The following is a 15801-nucleotide window of genomic DNA, read 5'->3' as shown; positions in this document are numbered from 1 at the left end:
GAGGGGATTCCGCTGCCCTTACGACCGTGGTGCCTTACGGCTGCTGGAAGCCGGCGTCGGCGAGGATCTTCTGGGCCTCGGGCGAGGACAGCCACTTCACGAACTCGGCGGCGGCATCGGCGTTCTTGGACGCCTTGAGGCTGGCGGCCGGGTAGTCGGCGATGGCGTTCTGCGCGGTGGGGATGTCGATGCCTTCGGCCTTGTCACCTGCCGCGCTGATGTCGGTCTTGTAGACGATGCCGGCGTCGGCCTCGCCCAGCTCGACCTTCGACAGGACGGCGCGGACGTTGGGCTCCTGCGAGACCGGCTTGACCTCGACCTTCTGTGCGTCGAGGACCTGCTCGCTGTAGCGGCCCACGGGGACCTCGGGAGCGGCGAGGACGACCTTCAGGTCGCTCTTGTCGAGGTCCTTCAGCTCCTTGACGTTCTTCGGGTTGCCCTTGCCGACCGCGATGACCAGGCGGTTCTTGGCGATGACCGAGGGGTCGTTCACCTCCGCCTTCTGGCCGTCCATGGTCTTGGTGTCGGCCGTGACGAGCGCGTCGGCGGGCGCGCCCTGCTTGACCTGGGCGGCGAGCTCCTGCGAGCCGGCGAAGGAGAACTTCACGGTGGTCCCCGGGTGGGCCTCCTCGTACGCGGCGTCGACGGTCTTGAAGACGTCGGTGAGCGAGGCGGCGGCGAGGACCGTCAGCTCGGTCTTCTGCCCGTCCTTCTTCGTGCCGGCGGTGTCGCTGCCGTTGTCCTTCTTGTCGTTGCCGCACGCGGCGAGCGGAACGAGGACGGCGACGGTCACGGCGGCCGCGGTGATGCGGCGGCGGGTGAACAGCTGGGACATGAGGGTGCTCCTGAAAGGTGCGGGCTTCGCCTGCCTGAGGCGGCCCGAGCGGTACCGGCCCTGCACGGGGGCCGGGGGGCACGTGCGTGGGGGCTGCGCGTGGGGGACTGTGCGCGCGGTGGGTTGGCTCAGGTGCGGTCGATGTGCACGCTGGTCGACTTCACGCGGGCGGTGGCCCGCATGCCGACTTCGAGTCCGAGCTCCTCGACGGCCTCGCGGGTGAGCAGGGAGACCAGGCGGTGGGGTCCGGCCTGGATCTCGACCTGCGCGGCGACGTCGCCGAGCTTTACGGCGGTCACGATGCCGGGGAAGGCGTTGCGGGCCGTGGTGTACGAGGCGTCTTCCTCCGCGCCCGCGCCCTGGCCGACCTCGATGGAGAAGGCGGCCAGGTCTTTGCCGTTGATGAGGCGACGGCCGCTGCCGTCGCGGTGTGTGGCGACGCGGCCGGCGTCGGCCCAGCGGCGCGCGGTGTCCGGGCTGACGCCGAGGAGCCGTGCGGCCTGGCCGATCGTGTAGGACTGCATGTGCGCCAAAGTAGACGCCTTTGCATCGCATTCACAACTCACTGGATGAATCCCCATGGTAGATGCCAGGCGGTCCGGCGGAACCTCCAAGGGTCTGCCCGGGCCGGACCGGGCGCCGGCCGACGGTCCTCGGCCGGCATCGGTCGGTCCACTCAGTCGAGGCCCTCGCGATCGGCGATGATGTCGCTTTCGTAGTGGTCGATGATCTGCTGCGGAGTGCGGCCGGTGTGGTGGGCGAGGTCGTTGATCGCCGTGGTCGCCCAGTTCGCCACCGAAAGCGCCAAGGCCATGAGTTGGTCCTCGCCACGCGTGGTCCGCACGCCCAGCAGATGGGCCAGGTTGAGATACGGAACCATGTGCGATTCCGCGTCCTGGCCTGTGCTGGCCCGAAGCATGTCGATGGTGACCTGCGTGGCCGCCTCGTGTTCGGGCAGCAGGCGCTGCCGTTCGACCTGCACCTGCGCGATCATCTTGCGGCGAGCGAAAGGGTCCACCGGCTGCCTCTTCCTGTGAGGGTGTCCTGTCGGGTCAGGGTGTGGCCCGTAGCAGGACGAGTGACCCTTCGTAGGCGGGCCGGCTGCGCAGGTGTCCGAAGGCTTCGTCCCAGGAGCCGGACCCCAGGGCCCGGCGCAACGAGGTGTCGAAGTCGCGGCGGGTGCGGTCGTCGAGGAAGCTCCAGGCGGAGCAGGCTTGGCGTGCTGCGGGATCCAGGAGGAGTTCGGGCCGGCCGTAGTACGCCTCATTGAAGCCATCGGTGCAGTCCAGCGGGATGGGGATGGTCTGCACGGTGCTGGTGCCGCCGAGCGCGGCGAGGAGCCGGTTCAGAGGCGGGTAGCGGCGCGCTTCGGTGTCGAGGACTTCCGGGGCGTACTCATAGAGCCAGAAATCCCGTACGCGCAGCGGGTCACAGGTCAGGACGACGACGGGCCCCCGCGTGACGCGCCGCATCTCGCGCAGCCCCCTTGCCACATCCGACCACTGGTGCACGCTGAACAGCGTCATCGCCGCGTCGAACTCCCCGTCGGCGAACGGCAGGTCCTCGGCGACCGCGTCGACGGCGTCGACCAGTTCGGCCGGACGCTGCACGCGCATCGCGAGCGAGGGCTCCACTGCCGTGATCGTGCGGGCCGCGCTCTCGTAGGAGCCCGTCCCGGCCCCGACGTTGAGAACGGTGCGCGCATCGCCCAGTGCCTCGGCGATGAGACGGGCAATGCGCTCGTCGGGGCGGCGGTAGGCCGCGTATCCCGGGCCGAGGACTCCGTAGTCGACATCGCCGGCACTGCCGTCATGGGTGCGCATGACCATGGAGACCTCGTCTCGTGGGCCTGGGGCCGAGAGCGGTGGCAGTCGCTCTCCGGACAACAACGTCTCCTATCTTGCATCTGCCATGGATGATCGTGAAGAGCGCTCACGAATGCCTGGTTGATCGGCTAATTTCTGTGGCAACTGCATGGACCTTTTGGAGGTTGTGGTGCCGCGCCGTACCGCCCGTCAGGCTTCCTCGTCCTCCACGTCCTCCACGTCCTCCTCGTAGGAATAGCGCTGTCCGGCCCGTGGTGCGAGATCGGCGCCTTCGGTCCCGCAGGATCTGCCAGCTATCCGTGCCGTTCGGCCTGGCGGATGCAATGGGGTAGAAACAGGCACTTTGCGGGCGTATTACCTTCGGTGAAGGCAAAGCGGTGGGCCGCCCACGTCCCGCTGCTCCCTTCGACTCTGTGAGGCGCCACTCCATGGGCCTGTCCATCCGCAACCAGATCACCGGCACCGTCTCCGACGTCGCCACCGGTGGCGCCATGGCGTCGATCAAGGTCGACGTCGACGGTGGTGCACTCACCGCCGCGATCACCAAGGACGCCGTCGCCGACCTGGGTCTGGCCGCCGGCTCCTCCGTCGTCGCGCTGATCAAGTCGACCGAGATCTCCCTCTCCGTCTGACCCGTCATGCCGAATGGACCGTGCACCCGTACCGGTGCACGGCCCATTCGGATCTCCAGGGGCCTCACTTGGACGACGGCCGGACGGCCTGGCCTAGAGTGCGCCCTGTGCCGTCGTACAGCATTGGGCAGGCAGCGAGGCTGCTGGGCGTGAGTTCGGAGACCGTTCGAAGGTGGGCCGACTCCGGACGGTTGCGCATGGACCGGGACGGCCCGGGGAACCGCCTGATCGACGGGGTGAGTCTCGCGGGGTTCGCGAAGGAGCGAGCCGCGGGGATGCATGCGCTGCCGGACGCCCCGGTCGCCACTTCCGTGCGCAATGCCCTCTTTGGGATCGTGACGCGCGTAACGCTCGACGATGTTGTCGCGCAGGTCGAGGTGCAGTCGGGGCCGCACCGTGTCGTGTCCGTGGTGACCCGGGAGTCCGTCGAGGAGCTGGGCATCGAGGTGGGCGTCACCGTCACGGCTCGTGTGAAGTCGACCAGCGTGCACATCGACATCCCTTGAACCGCCGCTACGAAGGTCCCGGTTGACCCGCCGCTACGAAGGTCCTGGTGCACTGCACATGAGGGCAGCACGCAGGTCGAGTCTGTGGTCGAGGCGGGTCAGGTCCCGGCCGGTGAGGGACTGCACGCGCTCGATCCGGTAGTGCACGGTGTTGACGTGCACGTGCAGGGCCTCCGCGGTGCGTGCCCAGGAGCAGTTGTGGGCCAGGAAGGCCTCCAGGGTTTCCAGCAGTGTCCGGTGTGATTCGGCGCCGCTGTCGGCGAGCGGGCCGAGCATCTTGGCACCGAAGAGCCTGCGCACACCGGTTGGGACGCCGGCCATGAGCGAGTTCAGGGAATCGAGCTCTTCGATCAAGAGGACGCCGCCGGTCGGAGGGGCGCTGTGGCGTGCCGCCGTGAGTGCGTAACGGGCTTCGTCGAGAGCGGCCTGAAGTCCGACGGGTTCCGCGGCGAGGGCGCTGACGCCGACGTACAAGGGGATCTCGGGGCGGCAACTGCGCAGCAGGGCCCAGGGTTTGTCGAGTGGGAGGCCGCTCTCGCTGTTGGCGCGCACGACGGCCACGGCCTCCGCGTTCGACGTCGTACCGGCCGCGAAGACGGTCCGGGGCAGATGCTGCAGCGCCTCCCTGAGTGCCTCTTCGACCCCAATGCCCGAGTCGCGCCCATCGGGACCTGCGACCACGACCCGCCAGGGTCCCTCGGCGAGTGAACCGCAGGACTCAAGAGCGTACGCCGCTGCTCCCATATCGCCTCGTTCGATGAGGGTGATCAGCTCCTGTCCGCTGCGGCGTTGTTCCGCATGCCTGAGCTCGTGGAAGTGGCGGTACCGGCCGAAGACCTCGGCTATCTCGTGCAGTGCACGGGGTGGCGTGCCGCCGGAATCCGGGACGTGCAGATGCCAGGCGTCATACGGCGTGGACTCGGTGGGGATGCGCAGGGTTTCCCCGTCGCGGCCACGCAGGCACTCCACCGCCCGTTCCGCCGGCAGTTCGGGAGCCGACGAGGTGCGGGCGATGGTGCGCCCGGTCCTGGTGAGCACGTAGGCGGGCGGTGTGCCGAAGGGGGCGAGTGCCAGATGGAGCAGCTCGCCCGCGTCGGTGTCGCGGTCGACGAGCCGGCGCAGGTCGGCGCGGACGTTCTCGGGCAGGGCGAAGGCGTCGGCCGGGGAGCGACTGAGCTCGCCCCACTGGCGTCGGTAGACGACATCGGTGATCGCGCGGAAGTTGGTGTGTGCCGGTACGGACAGCAGCGCCATGCCGTGCGAGCGGCAGGCGTCGACGACATCTGCGGGGACGCTTCCGTGGGTCTCCTCGCCCGCGAGCAGTGCCGCGGCGCCGGACCGCGCAAGGGCGGCGACAAAGCGTTCCGCCCTGCCCCGTCCGTCCGCGGCGTTCCACCACACCAGACCGCTCAGTACGACCTCGCCGGGCTGGACGAAACGGGCGGGATCCTCCAGGTCGGTGGCGGTCACTCCGCTGATCGTCCGATGGAGCAGGTTCTCGCCACCCCAGACCAGGGCGAGATCAAGCTCGCCTGTCTGGAGGAGGTCTTGGACGTGCATGTGCTGACTCCTCGCGCGGTCGCCGGATCTTGGTTCCGGCTTCTCACATCCACCAGGTGAATATGAGCTCAAGCATCGTAGGTGCCAGGCTGCAGGAGGGGAATGCATCCTGGTTGATTCACCAGGGGCGGCGCGGTGCAGCGGGGGCTTTTCCGTGTGGCGAACCAGTCGTTTTCGGCCGTCGGCCCGGCTTCACTGAGGAAGGAATCAACCGGCCGACGGCGGTGGGGGACATGGATCTGAACACGGTGCTGGACGTGCGGGACGCACGCCGCCACGAGCCCTGGCGTCCGGGCGATGCCTGGCTCGGCGGCGGCACCTACCTCTTCTCCGAACCTCAGCCGCACCTGCGCCGGTTGATCGACCTGAGCCGCATGGGCTGGGAGCCGATCCAGATGCGGGAGGACGGCTCGGTCGAGATCGCGGCCACCTGCACGATCGCGCAGCTGTCCCGGTTCGGGCGGACGCTCGACGCGTCGGCGGCCCCGCTGGTCGAACAGTGCTGCCGGGCCTTCCTCGCCTCCTTCAAGATCTGGAACATGGCGACCGTCGGCGGAAACCTCTGCAACGCCCTGCCCGCAGGACCGATGATCTCCCTCACCGTGGCGCTCGACGGTGTCTGCCTGCTCCAGGCGCAGGACGGCTCCCTGCGGCAGGTGAGGGCCGCTGAATTCGTCACTGGAGCGGGCCGCAAAGTCCTGGCCGAGGGCGAGTTGATGCGCTCGGTGACGCTTCCCGCTCGCTCCCTGCGCTGCCGCACCGCGTTCCGGCAGGTCTCGCTGTACGGCCTCGGCCGCTCCGGCGCTCTGGTCATCGGCGCATTGGATCCGCTGGACGGTTCGCTGGCCATGACCATCACGGCCGCGACCACCCGCCCGTTCCGGCTCTGGTTCGCCCTGCCACCGGACCGCGAGCGCCTGGCGACGGCCATTGAGTCGGCCGTCAGCGACGCGGACTGGTTCGACGACATCCATGGACTGCCCGAATGGAGAGCGCACATGACCTTTCGCCTCGCCGAGCAGATCCGCCGCGAACTCGCCCTGGACGGTGCCCGATGAGCTTCCACCTTCAGGTCAACGACGAGCCCTCCGACGTCGAGCCCCGCGCCGGCCAGTGCCTGCGCACGTATCTGCGCGAGCGCGGCTGGTTCGGGGTGAAGAAGGGCTGCGACGCGGGAGACTGCGGGGCCTGCACCGTGCACGTCGACGGTGAGCCGGTCCACAGCTGCCTGTATCCCGCCGTGCGCGCGAAGGGCCGCTCGGTCACCACCGTGGAGGGACTGGCGTCGCCGGACGGCGAACTCCACCCCGTACAGCAGAAGTTCCTGGATGCCCAGGGCTTCCAGTGCGGCTTCTGCACTGCAGGGTTCCTGATGACCACGACCGCCTTGGAGCAGGAGCAGGGCACGGCGCACGACGACGGCAAACTCGACGACCTGCCCCGTGCCTTCAAGGGCAACATCTGTCGCTGCACCGGATACCGCGCCATCGAGGACGCGGTACGCGGCGTCCGGCACACCGAACGGCCCTGCGCCGGCAAAGCGGTCGGCAAGAGCCTCGGCGCACCCGCCGGCCCCCAGGTCGTGACGGGCACGGCCCGCTACACCTTCGACGTCGAGGTCCCCGGGATGCTGCACATGAAGCTGCTGCGCTCCCCGCACCCGCACGCCCGCATCCTCACCATCGACACCTCCGCCGCCCTGCGCGTCCCCGGCGTGTACGCCGTCCTCACCCACGAGGACGCACCCGCCACGCTCTACTCCAGCGCCCGCCACGAGCACCCCACAGAGGACCCCGACGACACCCGCGTCCTGGACGACACCGTCCGCTACGTCGGCCAGCGGGTCGCCGCTGTGGTCGCCGACAGCGAGCAGGCGGCCGAGGAAGGCTGCCGGCGCATCGAGGTGACCTATGAGCAACTCCCTTACGTCACCGACCCGGAGGAAGCCATGGCTCCCGGGGCGCCCGTCATCCACGCGGGCAAGGGACCTGAGGTGCGCATCGCCCGGGTGGAGAACAACATCGCCGGAGAGGTGCACGGCGAGATCGGCTGCGTCGAGGACGGCTTCGCCGAGGCCGCGGTGGTGTACGAGGACACCTTCCGCACCCAGCGAGTGCAGCACGCCAGCCTCGAAACCCACGGCTGTGTCGCCTACTTCGAGCCCAAGGAGGACGGCACCGGGGAGCGGCTCACCGTCCGCTCCAGCACGCAGACACCGTTTCTGACCCGGCGTGCGCTGTGTGCGCTGTACGGCCTGCCGGAGGACGAAGTCCGGGTGGTCGCGGGCCGGGTGGGCGGGGGCTTCGGCGGCAAGCAGGAGATGCTGACCGAGGACATCGTCACCCTTGCCGCACTCAAGCTGCGCCGGCCGGTCAAGCTCGAGTACACGCGCGCCGAGCAGTTCCACGGAGCCACCACCCGCCACCCGTTCACGATCCGGATCAAGCTCGGCGCCCGGGCCGACGGCACCCTGACCGCGCTCCAGATGCGGGTGGTCGCCAACACCGGCGCGTACGGAAACCACGGCCCGGCCGTCATGTTCCACAGCGTCGGCGAATCCTTCGCCGTCTACCGGGCCCCGCACAAGAAGGTCGACGCCTACTCCGTCTACACCAACGCCGTCCCCGCAGGTGCCTTCCGCGGCTACGGCCTGGGACAGGTCACCTTCGCCGTCGAGTCCGCGATGGATGAACTGGCCCGCCGCCTGGGCCTGGACCCGCTCGCCCTTCGCGAGAAGAACATCATCGGCCCTGGCGACCCCATGCTGAGCCCGATCGGAGAGGAGGAGGACCTGCACATCGCCTCGTACGGCCTCGCCCAATGCCTGGGCATCGTCCGCAAGGCCATCGCAGAGGATCACGGCACCGACGACGTACCGGAAGGATGGCTCACCGGCCAGGGCACCGCCATGGCGATGATCGCCACCGGCCCGCCCGGCGGGCACTACGCCGACGCCACCGTCAGCCTCCTGCCCGACGGCACCTACGACATCGCCGTCGGCACCGCGGAGTTCGGCAACGGCACCACCACCGTCCACAAACAGATCACCGCCGGAGCCCTCAACACCACCGTCGACCGGATCACCATCCGCCAGTCCGACACCGACGTCGTCCGCCACGACACCGGCGCCTTCGGCTCCGCCGGCACCGTCGTGGCCGGCAAGGCGGTCCTGCTCGCAGCGGAATCCCTGGCCGGACGCATCAAGACGTTCGCAGCCAGGTACATGGGGGTGGCACGACACCTCTGCGCACTCGCCGCGGAAGGCATCGACTGCGCCGGGCGCACCGTCACCCTCAAAGAGCTCTACGAGGCGGCCCACGCCCAAGGAGCGCAGAACGAGATCACGGCCGATGGCCATTGGGGCGGCACACCTCGCTCCGTCGCGTTCAACGCCCAGTGGTTCCGCATCGCCGTCGACCCCGACAGCGGCGAGATGAAGATCCTGCGCAGCGTCCACGCCGCCGACGCCGGCAAGGTCATGAATCCGCTGCAATGCCGCGGCCAAGTCGAAGGCGGCGTCGCCCAAGCGCTGGGCGCCACCCTCTTCGAAAACGTACGCCTCGACGAACGCGGCGAGGTCACCACCGCCGCCTTCCGCCGCTACCGCCTCCCGCAGTACGCCGACATCCCCCGCACCGAGGTCCACTTCATGGAGACCACCGACGCGATCGGACCGCTCGGCGCCAAATCGATGAGTGAGAGCCCCTTCAACCCAGTGGCCCCAGCCTTCGCCAACGCCCTGCGCGATGCCACCGGCATCCGCTTCACCGAGATGCCTGTGACCCGCGACCGCGTCTGGCTGGCCATCGACCGGCGGACTCGGATGATGAACCAGAAAGTGCCATCTGATTCCACGTACTAAGCTCTCAACTACTAACTGGAATGGGAATTCCAGCTGGCATGCGGGATTCTCCAACTCGGCGATCGGGTATCACTTCACGCGGTACTGATCGCCGACCCGAAGGGGAACTGATGAGTCAGCCGAGCGCCGCACCGCTCACTACCGCATCTCCCCAGGCCGGCGTCGCTTCCTTCGTCGTCTGCGGGGATGTCGCGGAGCCCGTCACCCTCACGGTCGCCGACCTCCGCGACGGCTGGCCGCAGCACCAGGCCGACGTGACCTTCGACTGCGCCACCAGCGGACCCCAACACCACCGCTTCGAGGGTCCGTTGCTGTCCGACGTCATCAGCGCGGCCCGACCGCGGTTCGACCCGCGAAGCCGCAAGGCCCGTTCCCGCTTCCTGCTCGCGGTCAGCGGCGGCGATGGCCACCACACGGTCCTCTCCTGGGGAGAGATCGATCCGGACTTCGCCGGCGCACCCGTACTGCTGGCCACCCGCCTCGATGACGCGGCCCTTGACGCAGTTGGCTCTCAGCTCGTGGTCCCCTGGGACCGCTGCGGCGCTCGGTACATCAGCGCGATCACCGGCGTCTGGACCGGGGCCTGCCCCTCGGCCACGGCCTGACAGAGGAGCCAAGCCCCGTGAGATGGGTCGCTGACCTGGCTGTCCATCGACGGCGCGCTCGGCACCGGCGGCCCTTTCGTATGGCCCTTACTGCTCGATCCGCCAGTCCTGCCACCGGATGGCGCCCCACACGCCGGAGCCCTCGAAGTCGATCTCCCGGACCTTTCGAACGCCTCCCTGAAATGCGAGGGGATGCAGGGCTTCGAGATCAAGAGTGCACCGCTGCCGGTGCAGCCAGTTCTCGACGCGGGACCAGGCAGAGGGGGCATCGCTCATGGTGCGCCACGCTATGAGTGCGCGTCACGTGTGCGCCTCCTTCGGGGCCTTCGACCTCTCCGCAGGCCTGGACCTCGTCAGCCACGCGCCCGTGAACGCCGCCGTGGTCAAGGTGATCGCGCCCGCAGTCAGGAACGCCGTGTTGAGGCCCGTTTCGAAGGAGGCGCCGGTGGATTGGCGGGTGCGGACCACTGCTCCCAGTACCGCCACGCCCAGCACCGCGCCGATCTGGCGGGTCGTGCTGCTGATGCCTGAGGCGAGGCCGCCCTCCTGTGGGCTGACCGACTGGATGGCGGCACCCGTCAGGGGGGACATGGTCAGGGCGAAGCCGGTGCCGGCCAGGGCCAGGCGCCACCACACGTTTTCGTAGCCGGTGTCGGCGTGGACCGTGCCGAGGGTCAGGAGGCCCAGGCCCGCCAGGGCCAGACCGGTGGTGACCACGACGCGGAAGCCGTACCGGGCCGCCAGTCGGCCCGCGAACGGGCTCACGACCACCATGGCCAGGGACACCGGCAGGGTCTGCAGGCCGGCGCGCAGGATCGAGCTGCCCTGGACGTACACGAAGAACTGGGAGAAGAAGAACGACGAGCCCATGAGGGCGAACCCCACCACCGTCATCGCCGTGTTCGATGCCGTGAACAGGCGTTGCCGGAACAGTCCCAGCGGGAGCATCGGAGCGGAACGGCGTGCCTCGACAGCGATGAACGCGGCCAGGAGGATCGCCGCTGCGGCGAAGCTGCCCAGGATGACCGGTGAGCTCCAGCCCCGGACTCCTCCCTCGATCATTCCGTACGTCAGTGCCCCTACCGCCAGGACCGAAAGCACCGTGCCCGGTACGTCGATCGCCGGGGCGCTCGGGTTGCGGGACTCGGTCAAGTGGCGCAGGCCGACCAGCAGGAGAATCACGCCGATGGGCAGGTTGACCAGGAAGATCGCCGGCCAGCCGAAGGCCTCCGTCAGTACGCCGCCCGCCACCGGGCCCGCGGCCAGGCCGATTCCGCTGAATCCCGCCCACAGCCCGATCGCCTTCATGCGTTCCTGCGGTACGGGATAGGCCGCGGCGAGCAGCGCGAGCGAGGCGGGGCTCAGCGCCGCCGCCCCGATGCCCTGCAGCACCCGGCCCGCCACCAGCCAGCCGAGCGAAGGCGCCAGGGCGCACACCAGCGACGCCGCGGTGAACACCGCCGCGCCGGTCAGGTACACCCGCTTGCGGCCGAACCGGTCGGCGAAGACGCCGCCGGACAGCAGCAGCATGGCCACCAGCAGTACGTACGCGTCGACGATCCACTGCAGACCGGTCAGCTCGGTGTGCAGGCGCTGCTGCATGTCCGGCAGAGCCGCTCCGACGATCGTGTTGTCGAGCAGCACCATGAATTGGCCCAGGCAGGTCACCGTGAGCAGCACGGCCCGGTTCGGTCGACCGCCTGCGGACGCATGCGGTGCGGTCATGGGGATCCCCCTCAGGTCAGCTGAAGCAGTTGACTAATGCAGTCAGCGACTGCGTTAGGGGACTTTAGGGAGGGGTGACCGTAAACGCAAGCCCCGACTGCTTTAAGGTGGGTCCATGAGTGAGCGACAGCCAGTCCGGCGGCCCGGCGGGCGCAGTGCCCGCGTCGGTGCGCAGGTGCATCAGGCCGTCACCGAGCTGATCAGCGAGCGCGGCTACGGCAACTTCACCGTCGGCGAGGTCGCGGCCCGCGCGGGCGTGGCCGACAGCAGCATCTACCGGCGGTGGGGGAGTCTGGAGGCCCTGCTCACCGACGTGGCGCTCACCCGGCTCAACGCGCAGTCCCCGATGCCCGACACCGGGAGCCTGGCGGGTGACCTGCGTACGTACGCCGCCCAAGTCGCCCGCGAGATCACCGGGCCCGACGGGCCCGCGGTGCTGTACCTGGCGGTCGCCCTGTCGAGCAGCGGTCAGCAGGGAATGCGGGCCGGCGCCGAGCTTCGCGCCGAACGCACCCGGCAGATGCAGGTGATGCTTGATCGTGCCCGTGAGCGGGGCGAGCGTGCGCCCGACGCGGTGGAGGTGCTCGACCACATCCTGGCCCCCATGTACATCCGCGTCCTCTTCGGCATGGGGCCGCTCGCACCGGACTACATCGACGGGCTGGTCGACCGGTTGTTGTGATCTCGAACGGCATCGGGCGGTCCTGGAAGGGGGGCGGACCGACGGTCCGCGCCGAGCTGGACCTGTCTGGACCTCAACTGACCTGCCGGGACCGGTAATTCTGTTGCCCTGAGCACCAGTTGCCGCGACACTGCGCCCACCATGACTTCTGCTCCCGGGGACACTTCCGTCACACCAGGGGGCCTGTGGTCCCGTAACTTCGCGCTCTTCTTCGCCGCCCGTGGCGTCGCCCGGCTCGGCGACATGATGGCTCCGGTGGCGCTCGCCGCCGGTCTTGTGCTCAGCGGGTACGGGGCCGGGGTCGTGGGGGCCGTGCTCGCCAGCATGACGGCCTGTTTCGCCGGGTTCGTCGTCTTCGGCGGGGTCATCGCCGACCGGGTCGACAACCGGGTGCTGATGATCGGGGCGGATCTCGTACGCGTCGTCGTGCAGGCCGTCATGGCCGGGCTCTTCTTCAGCGGGCACATCGTCGTCTGGCAGATCTGTCTGCTGTCCGCCGTCAACGGCATCTGCGCCGCGCTCTTCCAGCCCGGTCTGCCCACCCTCATCCCGAGGATCGCCGACGACGTCCAGGGCGCGAACGGGGCCATCCGCACCATCGAGTCCCTGATGACCATGGCAGGGCCCGCCGTGGCCGGTGCGCTGGTGGGGTTCACCGAGCCCGGTGGCGTGTTCGTCGCGTACGCCTTCACCTATCTGGTGAGTGCCGTCTGTCTGGCGCTGCTGCGGCTGCCGGACGCCCCGGCGGACCCGGCCGCGGCCGTGAAGGAGAAGTCCTTCCGGTCCGATCTCGTGCAGGGATGGCAGGAGTTCAGGTCCCGCACCTGGCTCTGGGGCGTCATCGTGATCTGGATGGTCCTCATGATCGCGTCCTGGGGGCCGATGGTCCCGCTGATCGCGACCGAGGTCGTCTCCGAGCACGGCCCCCGCACGCTCGGCCTCGTCAACTCGGCCATGGGCGCGGGCATGGTGGCCGGTGCGCTCGTCGCCATGCGGGTACGGCCGGTGCGACCGCTGCGGGCCGGTTCCGCCGCGCTGCTGCTGTACTGGCTGCAGCCCGCGTCGGTGGCGCTCGGGCTTCCCGTGCCGCTGATCGCCGCCGGGCTCGCGGCGGCCGGTGCGGCCAACGCCTTCTGGGGCGTGATGTGGACGACCAGCATCCTGACCCAGGTACCGGCCGACGTACGCAGCCGGGTGCACGCCTACGACGTGGCCGGGTCGGTGGCGATGATGCCCGTGGGGCAGGCGCTCGCCGGACCCGCGTCGGAGATCTTCGGGGTGCGTGAGGTGCTCGGGTTCAACGCGGTGATGGCGGTGGGCGTCGCGGTGGCGCTGCTGTCCGTTCCCGCCATCCGCAATCTGCGCAAGGTGGAGGGCCCGGTGCCGGTCAGGCCTCCGCTCGCGGCTGCCCCTGCCCGGCGGTCCGCTCGCTGGTCCCGCGCTCGCCGGCGTTGACCAGGCCCGTCTCGTACGCGACGATGACGGCCTGGACGCGGTCCCGGAGGCCGAGCTTGGCGAGGATGCGGGCGACGTGCGTCTTGACGGTGGCCTCGGCGAGGTGGAGGCGGGCGGCCAGTTCGGCGTTGCTGAGGCCTCGGGCCAGCAGGCCGAGCACCTCGAGCTCCCGTGGTGTGAGCGAGGCCAGATCGCGGTGGAGCGGGGCGGAGTCGTTGCCGTGCCGGGTGAAGCGCTGCACGAGGCGGCGGGTGATCGCGGGCGCCAGGAGCGCGTCTCCGGTGCGGACGGTGCGTACGGCCGCGGTCAGTTGCTCCGGGGTGACGTCCTTGAGGAGGAAACCGCTGGCTCCGGCCGACAGCGCCGCGTAGACGTACCGATCGAGGTCGAAGGTCGTCAGGATGATGACTCGGGGGGCGTCGGCGACGCCGGTGAGAATGCGGCGGGTGGCCTCCAGGCCGTCCATCTCCGGCATGCGTACGTCCATCAGGACCACATCGGGGCGGGTGCGGCGGACCGCGTCGACCGCCTCGGCCCCATTGGTCGCCTCGGCCACGACCTCGATGCCGTCGGCGCCGAGGATCAGCCGGAACCCGGTGCGGACCAGGGTCTGGTCGTCGGCGAGCAGCACCCGCAGCGGCTCGGTCACGGTGTCTCCAAGGGGATCAGGGCCTCCACACGGTAGCCGCCGGTCAGCCGGCGGCCGGTGGTGAGGGTGCCGTCGTACACGGCCAGGCGCTCGCGCAGACCGATCAGGCCCCGGCCGCTTCCGGTGCCCGTGCCGGGGTCTCCGCCGGTGTCGGTGATCTCCGCCCTGAGCCGCTCCGGCTCGTAGGCGACGGTGACGGCGGCGGTGGCGCCGGACGCGTGCTTCACGGTGTTGGTCAGGGCTTCCTGGACCACGCGGTACGCGGCGAGTTCGAGGCCGGGAGGGAGGGGGCGGGGGTGGCCGATGACGGTCAGGGTTACGGGAAGCCCGGTGTCCCGTACGCGTCCGACGAGCGTTTCCAGCTGGTCCAGGCCGGGTTGCGGGGCCGGCACTGCCGCCGCGTCGGTCAGGCCGTCGGCGTCGTCCGTCCGTTCGCCCTCGTCGGCCATGGTGAGCAGGCCCATCACGTGGCGCAGTTCGGCCATGGCGGCCCGGCCGCCCGCCTCCACGGCGAGCAGCGCCTCGCCGGCCTGCTCGGGGGAGTTCCGCATGATCTTGCGGGCGGCACCCGCCTGGATGATCATCACGCTGACGTTGTGCGTGACGACGTCGTGCAGTTCGCGGGCGATCCTGGCCCGCTCCTGCTCGACGGCCCGGCGCAGCGCCTGAGCCTGTTCGCGTTCCAGGGCGGAGAGGCGGGTGCGGCCCTCGTCGGTACGGAGTTTCCACGTACGGAGACCGATGGCGGCCCCGGCCATCGGGACCAGGATCAGCAGCGCGATGTACTGGTTGGGGACGATCGGCGTGACCGAGTTCCCCGAGGTGCCGACCAGGAGGACCGACACCGGCAGCGCGGCCAGGGTCGCCGTCCGGTACGGGCTGTGCACGGCGGCGCTGTAGACGGCGACGACGAACGCGTAGAACGTCAGCCGCATCACGCTGTGCGGTGTCGCCAGCGTCGCGGCCGTCACGACGCAGAGCACGGCGAGCGGGACGCGGCGGCGCAGCGCCAGGGCGCCCGACGCGACGACGGCGAGGGCCACCATGAAGGCCAGGCCGCCGGGTCCCGACGGGCGCGGCACGACGTGTCGCACGCCGGCTGCGGTCTCGCGGACCACGACGTTGTCCACGTTGTCGATGCCGTAGTAGACGGTGGCGATGCCGAGCGCCAGGGCCACCAGTGCGTCGAACAGCCAGGCGCGCCGGGTGGGCCGCAGGGGAGGGCCGCTGGGGCGTCCGGCGTCACGGACCGCCCGGCGGGCGGCCTTCCGCAGCCGCGCAGGCACCGTACGTATGTCCGTCACCAGGTCATTGTCGCCGCCGCGTTGACGCGTGGGGTCCGTCTCCGTGGTGGTCCTCGCGGCGCCGGATACCTCGTCCGCCTACATCGCAGGGATGACGTTCCAGGGGCTCGTCCCGACGCGGTACGGCAAGGGGTCCGGGCGGGCGACGCGCGCGGGCCGG

General features: G+C 69.9%; 15 protein-coding genes and 1 pseudogene. 7 read left to right on the top strand and 9 right to left on the bottom strand.

All coding sequences use genetic code 11. The features are described from left to right. Positions 1-34: 34 nt before the first annotated feature. From modA to ACIBKX_RS30375, 4 genes are all read right to left on the bottom strand, one after another. On the bottom strand, positions 35-835 hold the full coding sequence (modA, locus tag ACIBKX_RS30390; protein WP_363277097.1) for a molybdate ABC transporter substrate-binding protein: 801 nt from the start codon (positions 833-835) through the stop codon (positions 35-37). A gap of 128 nt (positions 836-963) precedes the next feature. Further along, complete coding sequence (locus ACIBKX_RS30385) at positions 964-1359, bottom strand: helix-turn-helix transcriptional regulator (protein WP_363277098.1); 396 nt, start codon at positions 1357-1359, stop codon at positions 964-966. A 152-nt stretch (positions 1360-1511) separates the two neighbouring features. After that, on the bottom strand, positions 1512-1853 hold the full coding sequence (locus tag ACIBKX_RS30380; RefSeq protein WP_363277099.1) for a hypothetical protein: 342 nt from the start codon (positions 1851-1853) through the stop codon (positions 1512-1514). Between the two features lie 34 nt (positions 1854-1887). Beyond that, positions 1888-2658 carry a class I SAM-dependent methyltransferase gene (locus ACIBKX_RS30375; RefSeq protein WP_363277100.1) on the bottom strand — a complete coding sequence of 257 codons (771 nt, stop codon included), beginning with the start codon at positions 2656-2658 and terminating at the stop codon, positions 1888-1890. Positions 2659-3092: 434 nt separating this feature from the next. Between ACIBKX_RS30375 and ACIBKX_RS30370 the strand changes: the two are divergent. Both ACIBKX_RS30370 and ACIBKX_RS30365 read left to right on the top strand, forming a co-directional pair. Continuing rightward, positions 3093-3293, top strand: a pseudogene (locus tag ACIBKX_RS30370) (molybdopterin-binding protein); the annotation flags it as partial. A gap of 107 nt (positions 3294-3400) precedes the next feature. Further along, positions 3401-3799, top strand: a complete 399-nt coding sequence (locus ACIBKX_RS30365) for a TOBE domain-containing protein (RefSeq protein ID WP_363277101.1) — start codon at positions 3401-3403, stop codon at positions 3797-3799. Between the two features lie 33 nt (positions 3800-3832). Here the strand turns inward: ACIBKX_RS30365 and ACIBKX_RS30360 are convergent, their stop codons facing one another. Next, positions 3833-5359, bottom strand: coding sequence for a helix-turn-helix domain-containing protein (locus tag ACIBKX_RS30360; protein ID WP_363277102.1), 1527 nt, complete (start codon positions 5357-5359; stop codon positions 3833-3835). A 233-nt stretch (positions 5360-5592) separates the two neighbouring features. On the opposite strand from ACIBKX_RS30360, the gene ACIBKX_RS30355 reads away from it, so the two are divergent. The 3 genes from ACIBKX_RS30355 (at position 5593) to ACIBKX_RS30345 (ending at position 9826) form a co-directional block, all read left to right on the top strand. Next, on the top strand, positions 5593-6417 hold the full coding sequence (locus ACIBKX_RS30355) for an FAD binding domain-containing protein (protein WP_363277103.1): 825 nt from the start codon (positions 5593-5595) through the stop codon (positions 6415-6417). Beyond that, positions 6414-9221: a molybdopterin-dependent oxidoreductase gene (locus ACIBKX_RS30350; RefSeq protein WP_363277104.1), complete on the top strand. Its 2808-nt coding sequence runs from the start codon at positions 6414-6416 to the stop codon at positions 9219-9221. The genes ACIBKX_RS30355 and ACIBKX_RS30350 overlap by 4 nt, the downstream gene beginning before the upstream one ends. Positions 9222-9331: 110 nt before the next feature. Beyond that, positions 9332-9826, top strand: coding sequence for a molybdopterin-dependent oxidoreductase (locus ACIBKX_RS30345; protein ID WP_363277105.1), 495 nt, complete (start codon positions 9332-9334; stop codon positions 9824-9826). A gap of 87 nt (positions 9827-9913) precedes the next feature. Here the strand turns inward: ACIBKX_RS30345 and ACIBKX_RS30340 are convergent, their stop codons facing one another. Continuing rightward, positions 9914-10102, bottom strand: coding sequence for a hypothetical protein (locus tag ACIBKX_RS30340; RefSeq protein WP_363277106.1), 189 nt, complete (start codon positions 10100-10102; stop codon positions 9914-9916). A gap of 24 nt (positions 10103-10126) precedes the next feature. Continuing rightward, on the bottom strand, positions 10127-11551 hold the full coding sequence (locus ACIBKX_RS30335) for an MFS transporter (RefSeq protein ID WP_363277107.1): 1425 nt from the start codon (positions 11549-11551) through the stop codon (positions 10127-10129). 115 nt (positions 11552-11666) lie between these two features. Here ACIBKX_RS30335 and ACIBKX_RS30330 point away from each other — a divergent pair, with 115 nt between their 5' ends. Both ACIBKX_RS30330 and ACIBKX_RS30325 read left to right on the top strand, forming a co-directional pair. Beyond that, positions 11667-12233: a TetR/AcrR family transcriptional regulator gene (locus ACIBKX_RS30330; protein ID WP_363277108.1), complete on the top strand. Its 567-nt coding sequence runs from the start codon at positions 11667-11669 to the stop codon at positions 12231-12233. A 141-nt stretch (positions 12234-12374) separates the two neighbouring features. Then, entirely contained in the window at positions 12375-13688 is a 1314-nt protein-coding gene (locus tag ACIBKX_RS30325) for an MFS transporter (protein WP_363277109.1), read from the top strand. On the opposite strand, the gene ACIBKX_RS30320 is transcribed toward ACIBKX_RS30325, so the two are convergent. Both ACIBKX_RS30320 and ACIBKX_RS30315 read right to left on the bottom strand, forming a co-directional pair. Then, on the bottom strand, positions 13621-14337 hold the full coding sequence (locus ACIBKX_RS30320; RefSeq protein ID WP_363277110.1) for a response regulator transcription factor: 717 nt from the start codon (positions 14335-14337) through the stop codon (positions 13621-13623). The genes ACIBKX_RS30325 and ACIBKX_RS30320 overlap by 68 nt on opposite strands. Further along, a complete protein-coding gene (locus ACIBKX_RS30315; RefSeq protein WP_399376499.1) occupies positions 14334-15641 on the bottom strand; it encodes a sensor histidine kinase in 1308 nt (435 codons plus the stop codon). The genes ACIBKX_RS30320 and ACIBKX_RS30315 overlap by 4 nt, the downstream gene beginning before the upstream one ends. Positions 15642-15801: the final 160 nt, after the last annotated feature.

The sequence above is a fragment of the Streptomyces sp. NPDC050658 genome (assembly GCF_044457025.1).
Classification (GTDB): Bacteria; Actinomycetota; Actinomycetes; order Streptomycetales; family Streptomycetaceae; genus Streptomyces.
The sequence above is the reverse complement of the archived record's forward strand: the minus strand, read 5'-3'. Positions and strand labels throughout refer to the sequence as shown.

Coding starts and splice junctions, on each gene's coding strand:
- modA (WP_363277097.1), bottom strand. CDS start 835: ATGTCCCAGCTGTTCACCCGCCGCCGCATCACCGCGGCCGCCGTGACC.
- ACIBKX_RS30385 (WP_363277098.1), bottom strand. CDS start 1,359: ATGCAGTCCTACACGATCGGCCAGGCCGCACGGCTCCTCGGCGTCAGC.
- ACIBKX_RS30375 (WP_363277100.1), bottom strand. CDS start 2,658: ATGCGCACCCATGACGGCAGTGCCGGCGATGTCGACTACGGAGTCCTC.
- ACIBKX_RS30360 (WP_363277102.1), bottom strand. CDS start 5,359: ATGCACGTCCAAGACCTCCTCCAGACAGGCGAGCTTGATCTCGCCCTG.
- ACIBKX_RS30355 (WP_363277103.1), top strand. CDS start 5,593: ATGGATCTGAACACGGTGCTGGACGTGCGGGACGCACGCCGCCACGAG.
- ACIBKX_RS30350 (WP_363277104.1), top strand. CDS start 6,414: ATGAGCTTCCACCTTCAGGTCAACGACGAGCCCTCCGACGTCGAGCCC.
- ACIBKX_RS30345 (WP_363277105.1), top strand. CDS start 9,332: ATGAGTCAGCCGAGCGCCGCACCGCTCACTACCGCATCTCCCCAGGCC.
- ACIBKX_RS30340 (WP_363277106.1), bottom strand. CDS start 10,102: ATGAGCGATGCCCCCTCTGCCTGGTCCCGCGTCGAGAACTGGCTGCAC.
- ACIBKX_RS30335 (WP_363277107.1), bottom strand. CDS start 11,551: ATGACCGCACCGCATGCGTCCGCAGGCGGTCGACCGAACCGGGCCGTG.
- ACIBKX_RS30330 (WP_363277108.1), top strand. CDS start 11,667: ATGAGTGAGCGACAGCCAGTCCGGCGGCCCGGCGGGCGCAGTGCCCGC.
- ACIBKX_RS30325 (WP_363277109.1), top strand. CDS start 12,375: ATGACTTCTGCTCCCGGGGACACTTCCGTCACACCAGGGGGCCTGTGG.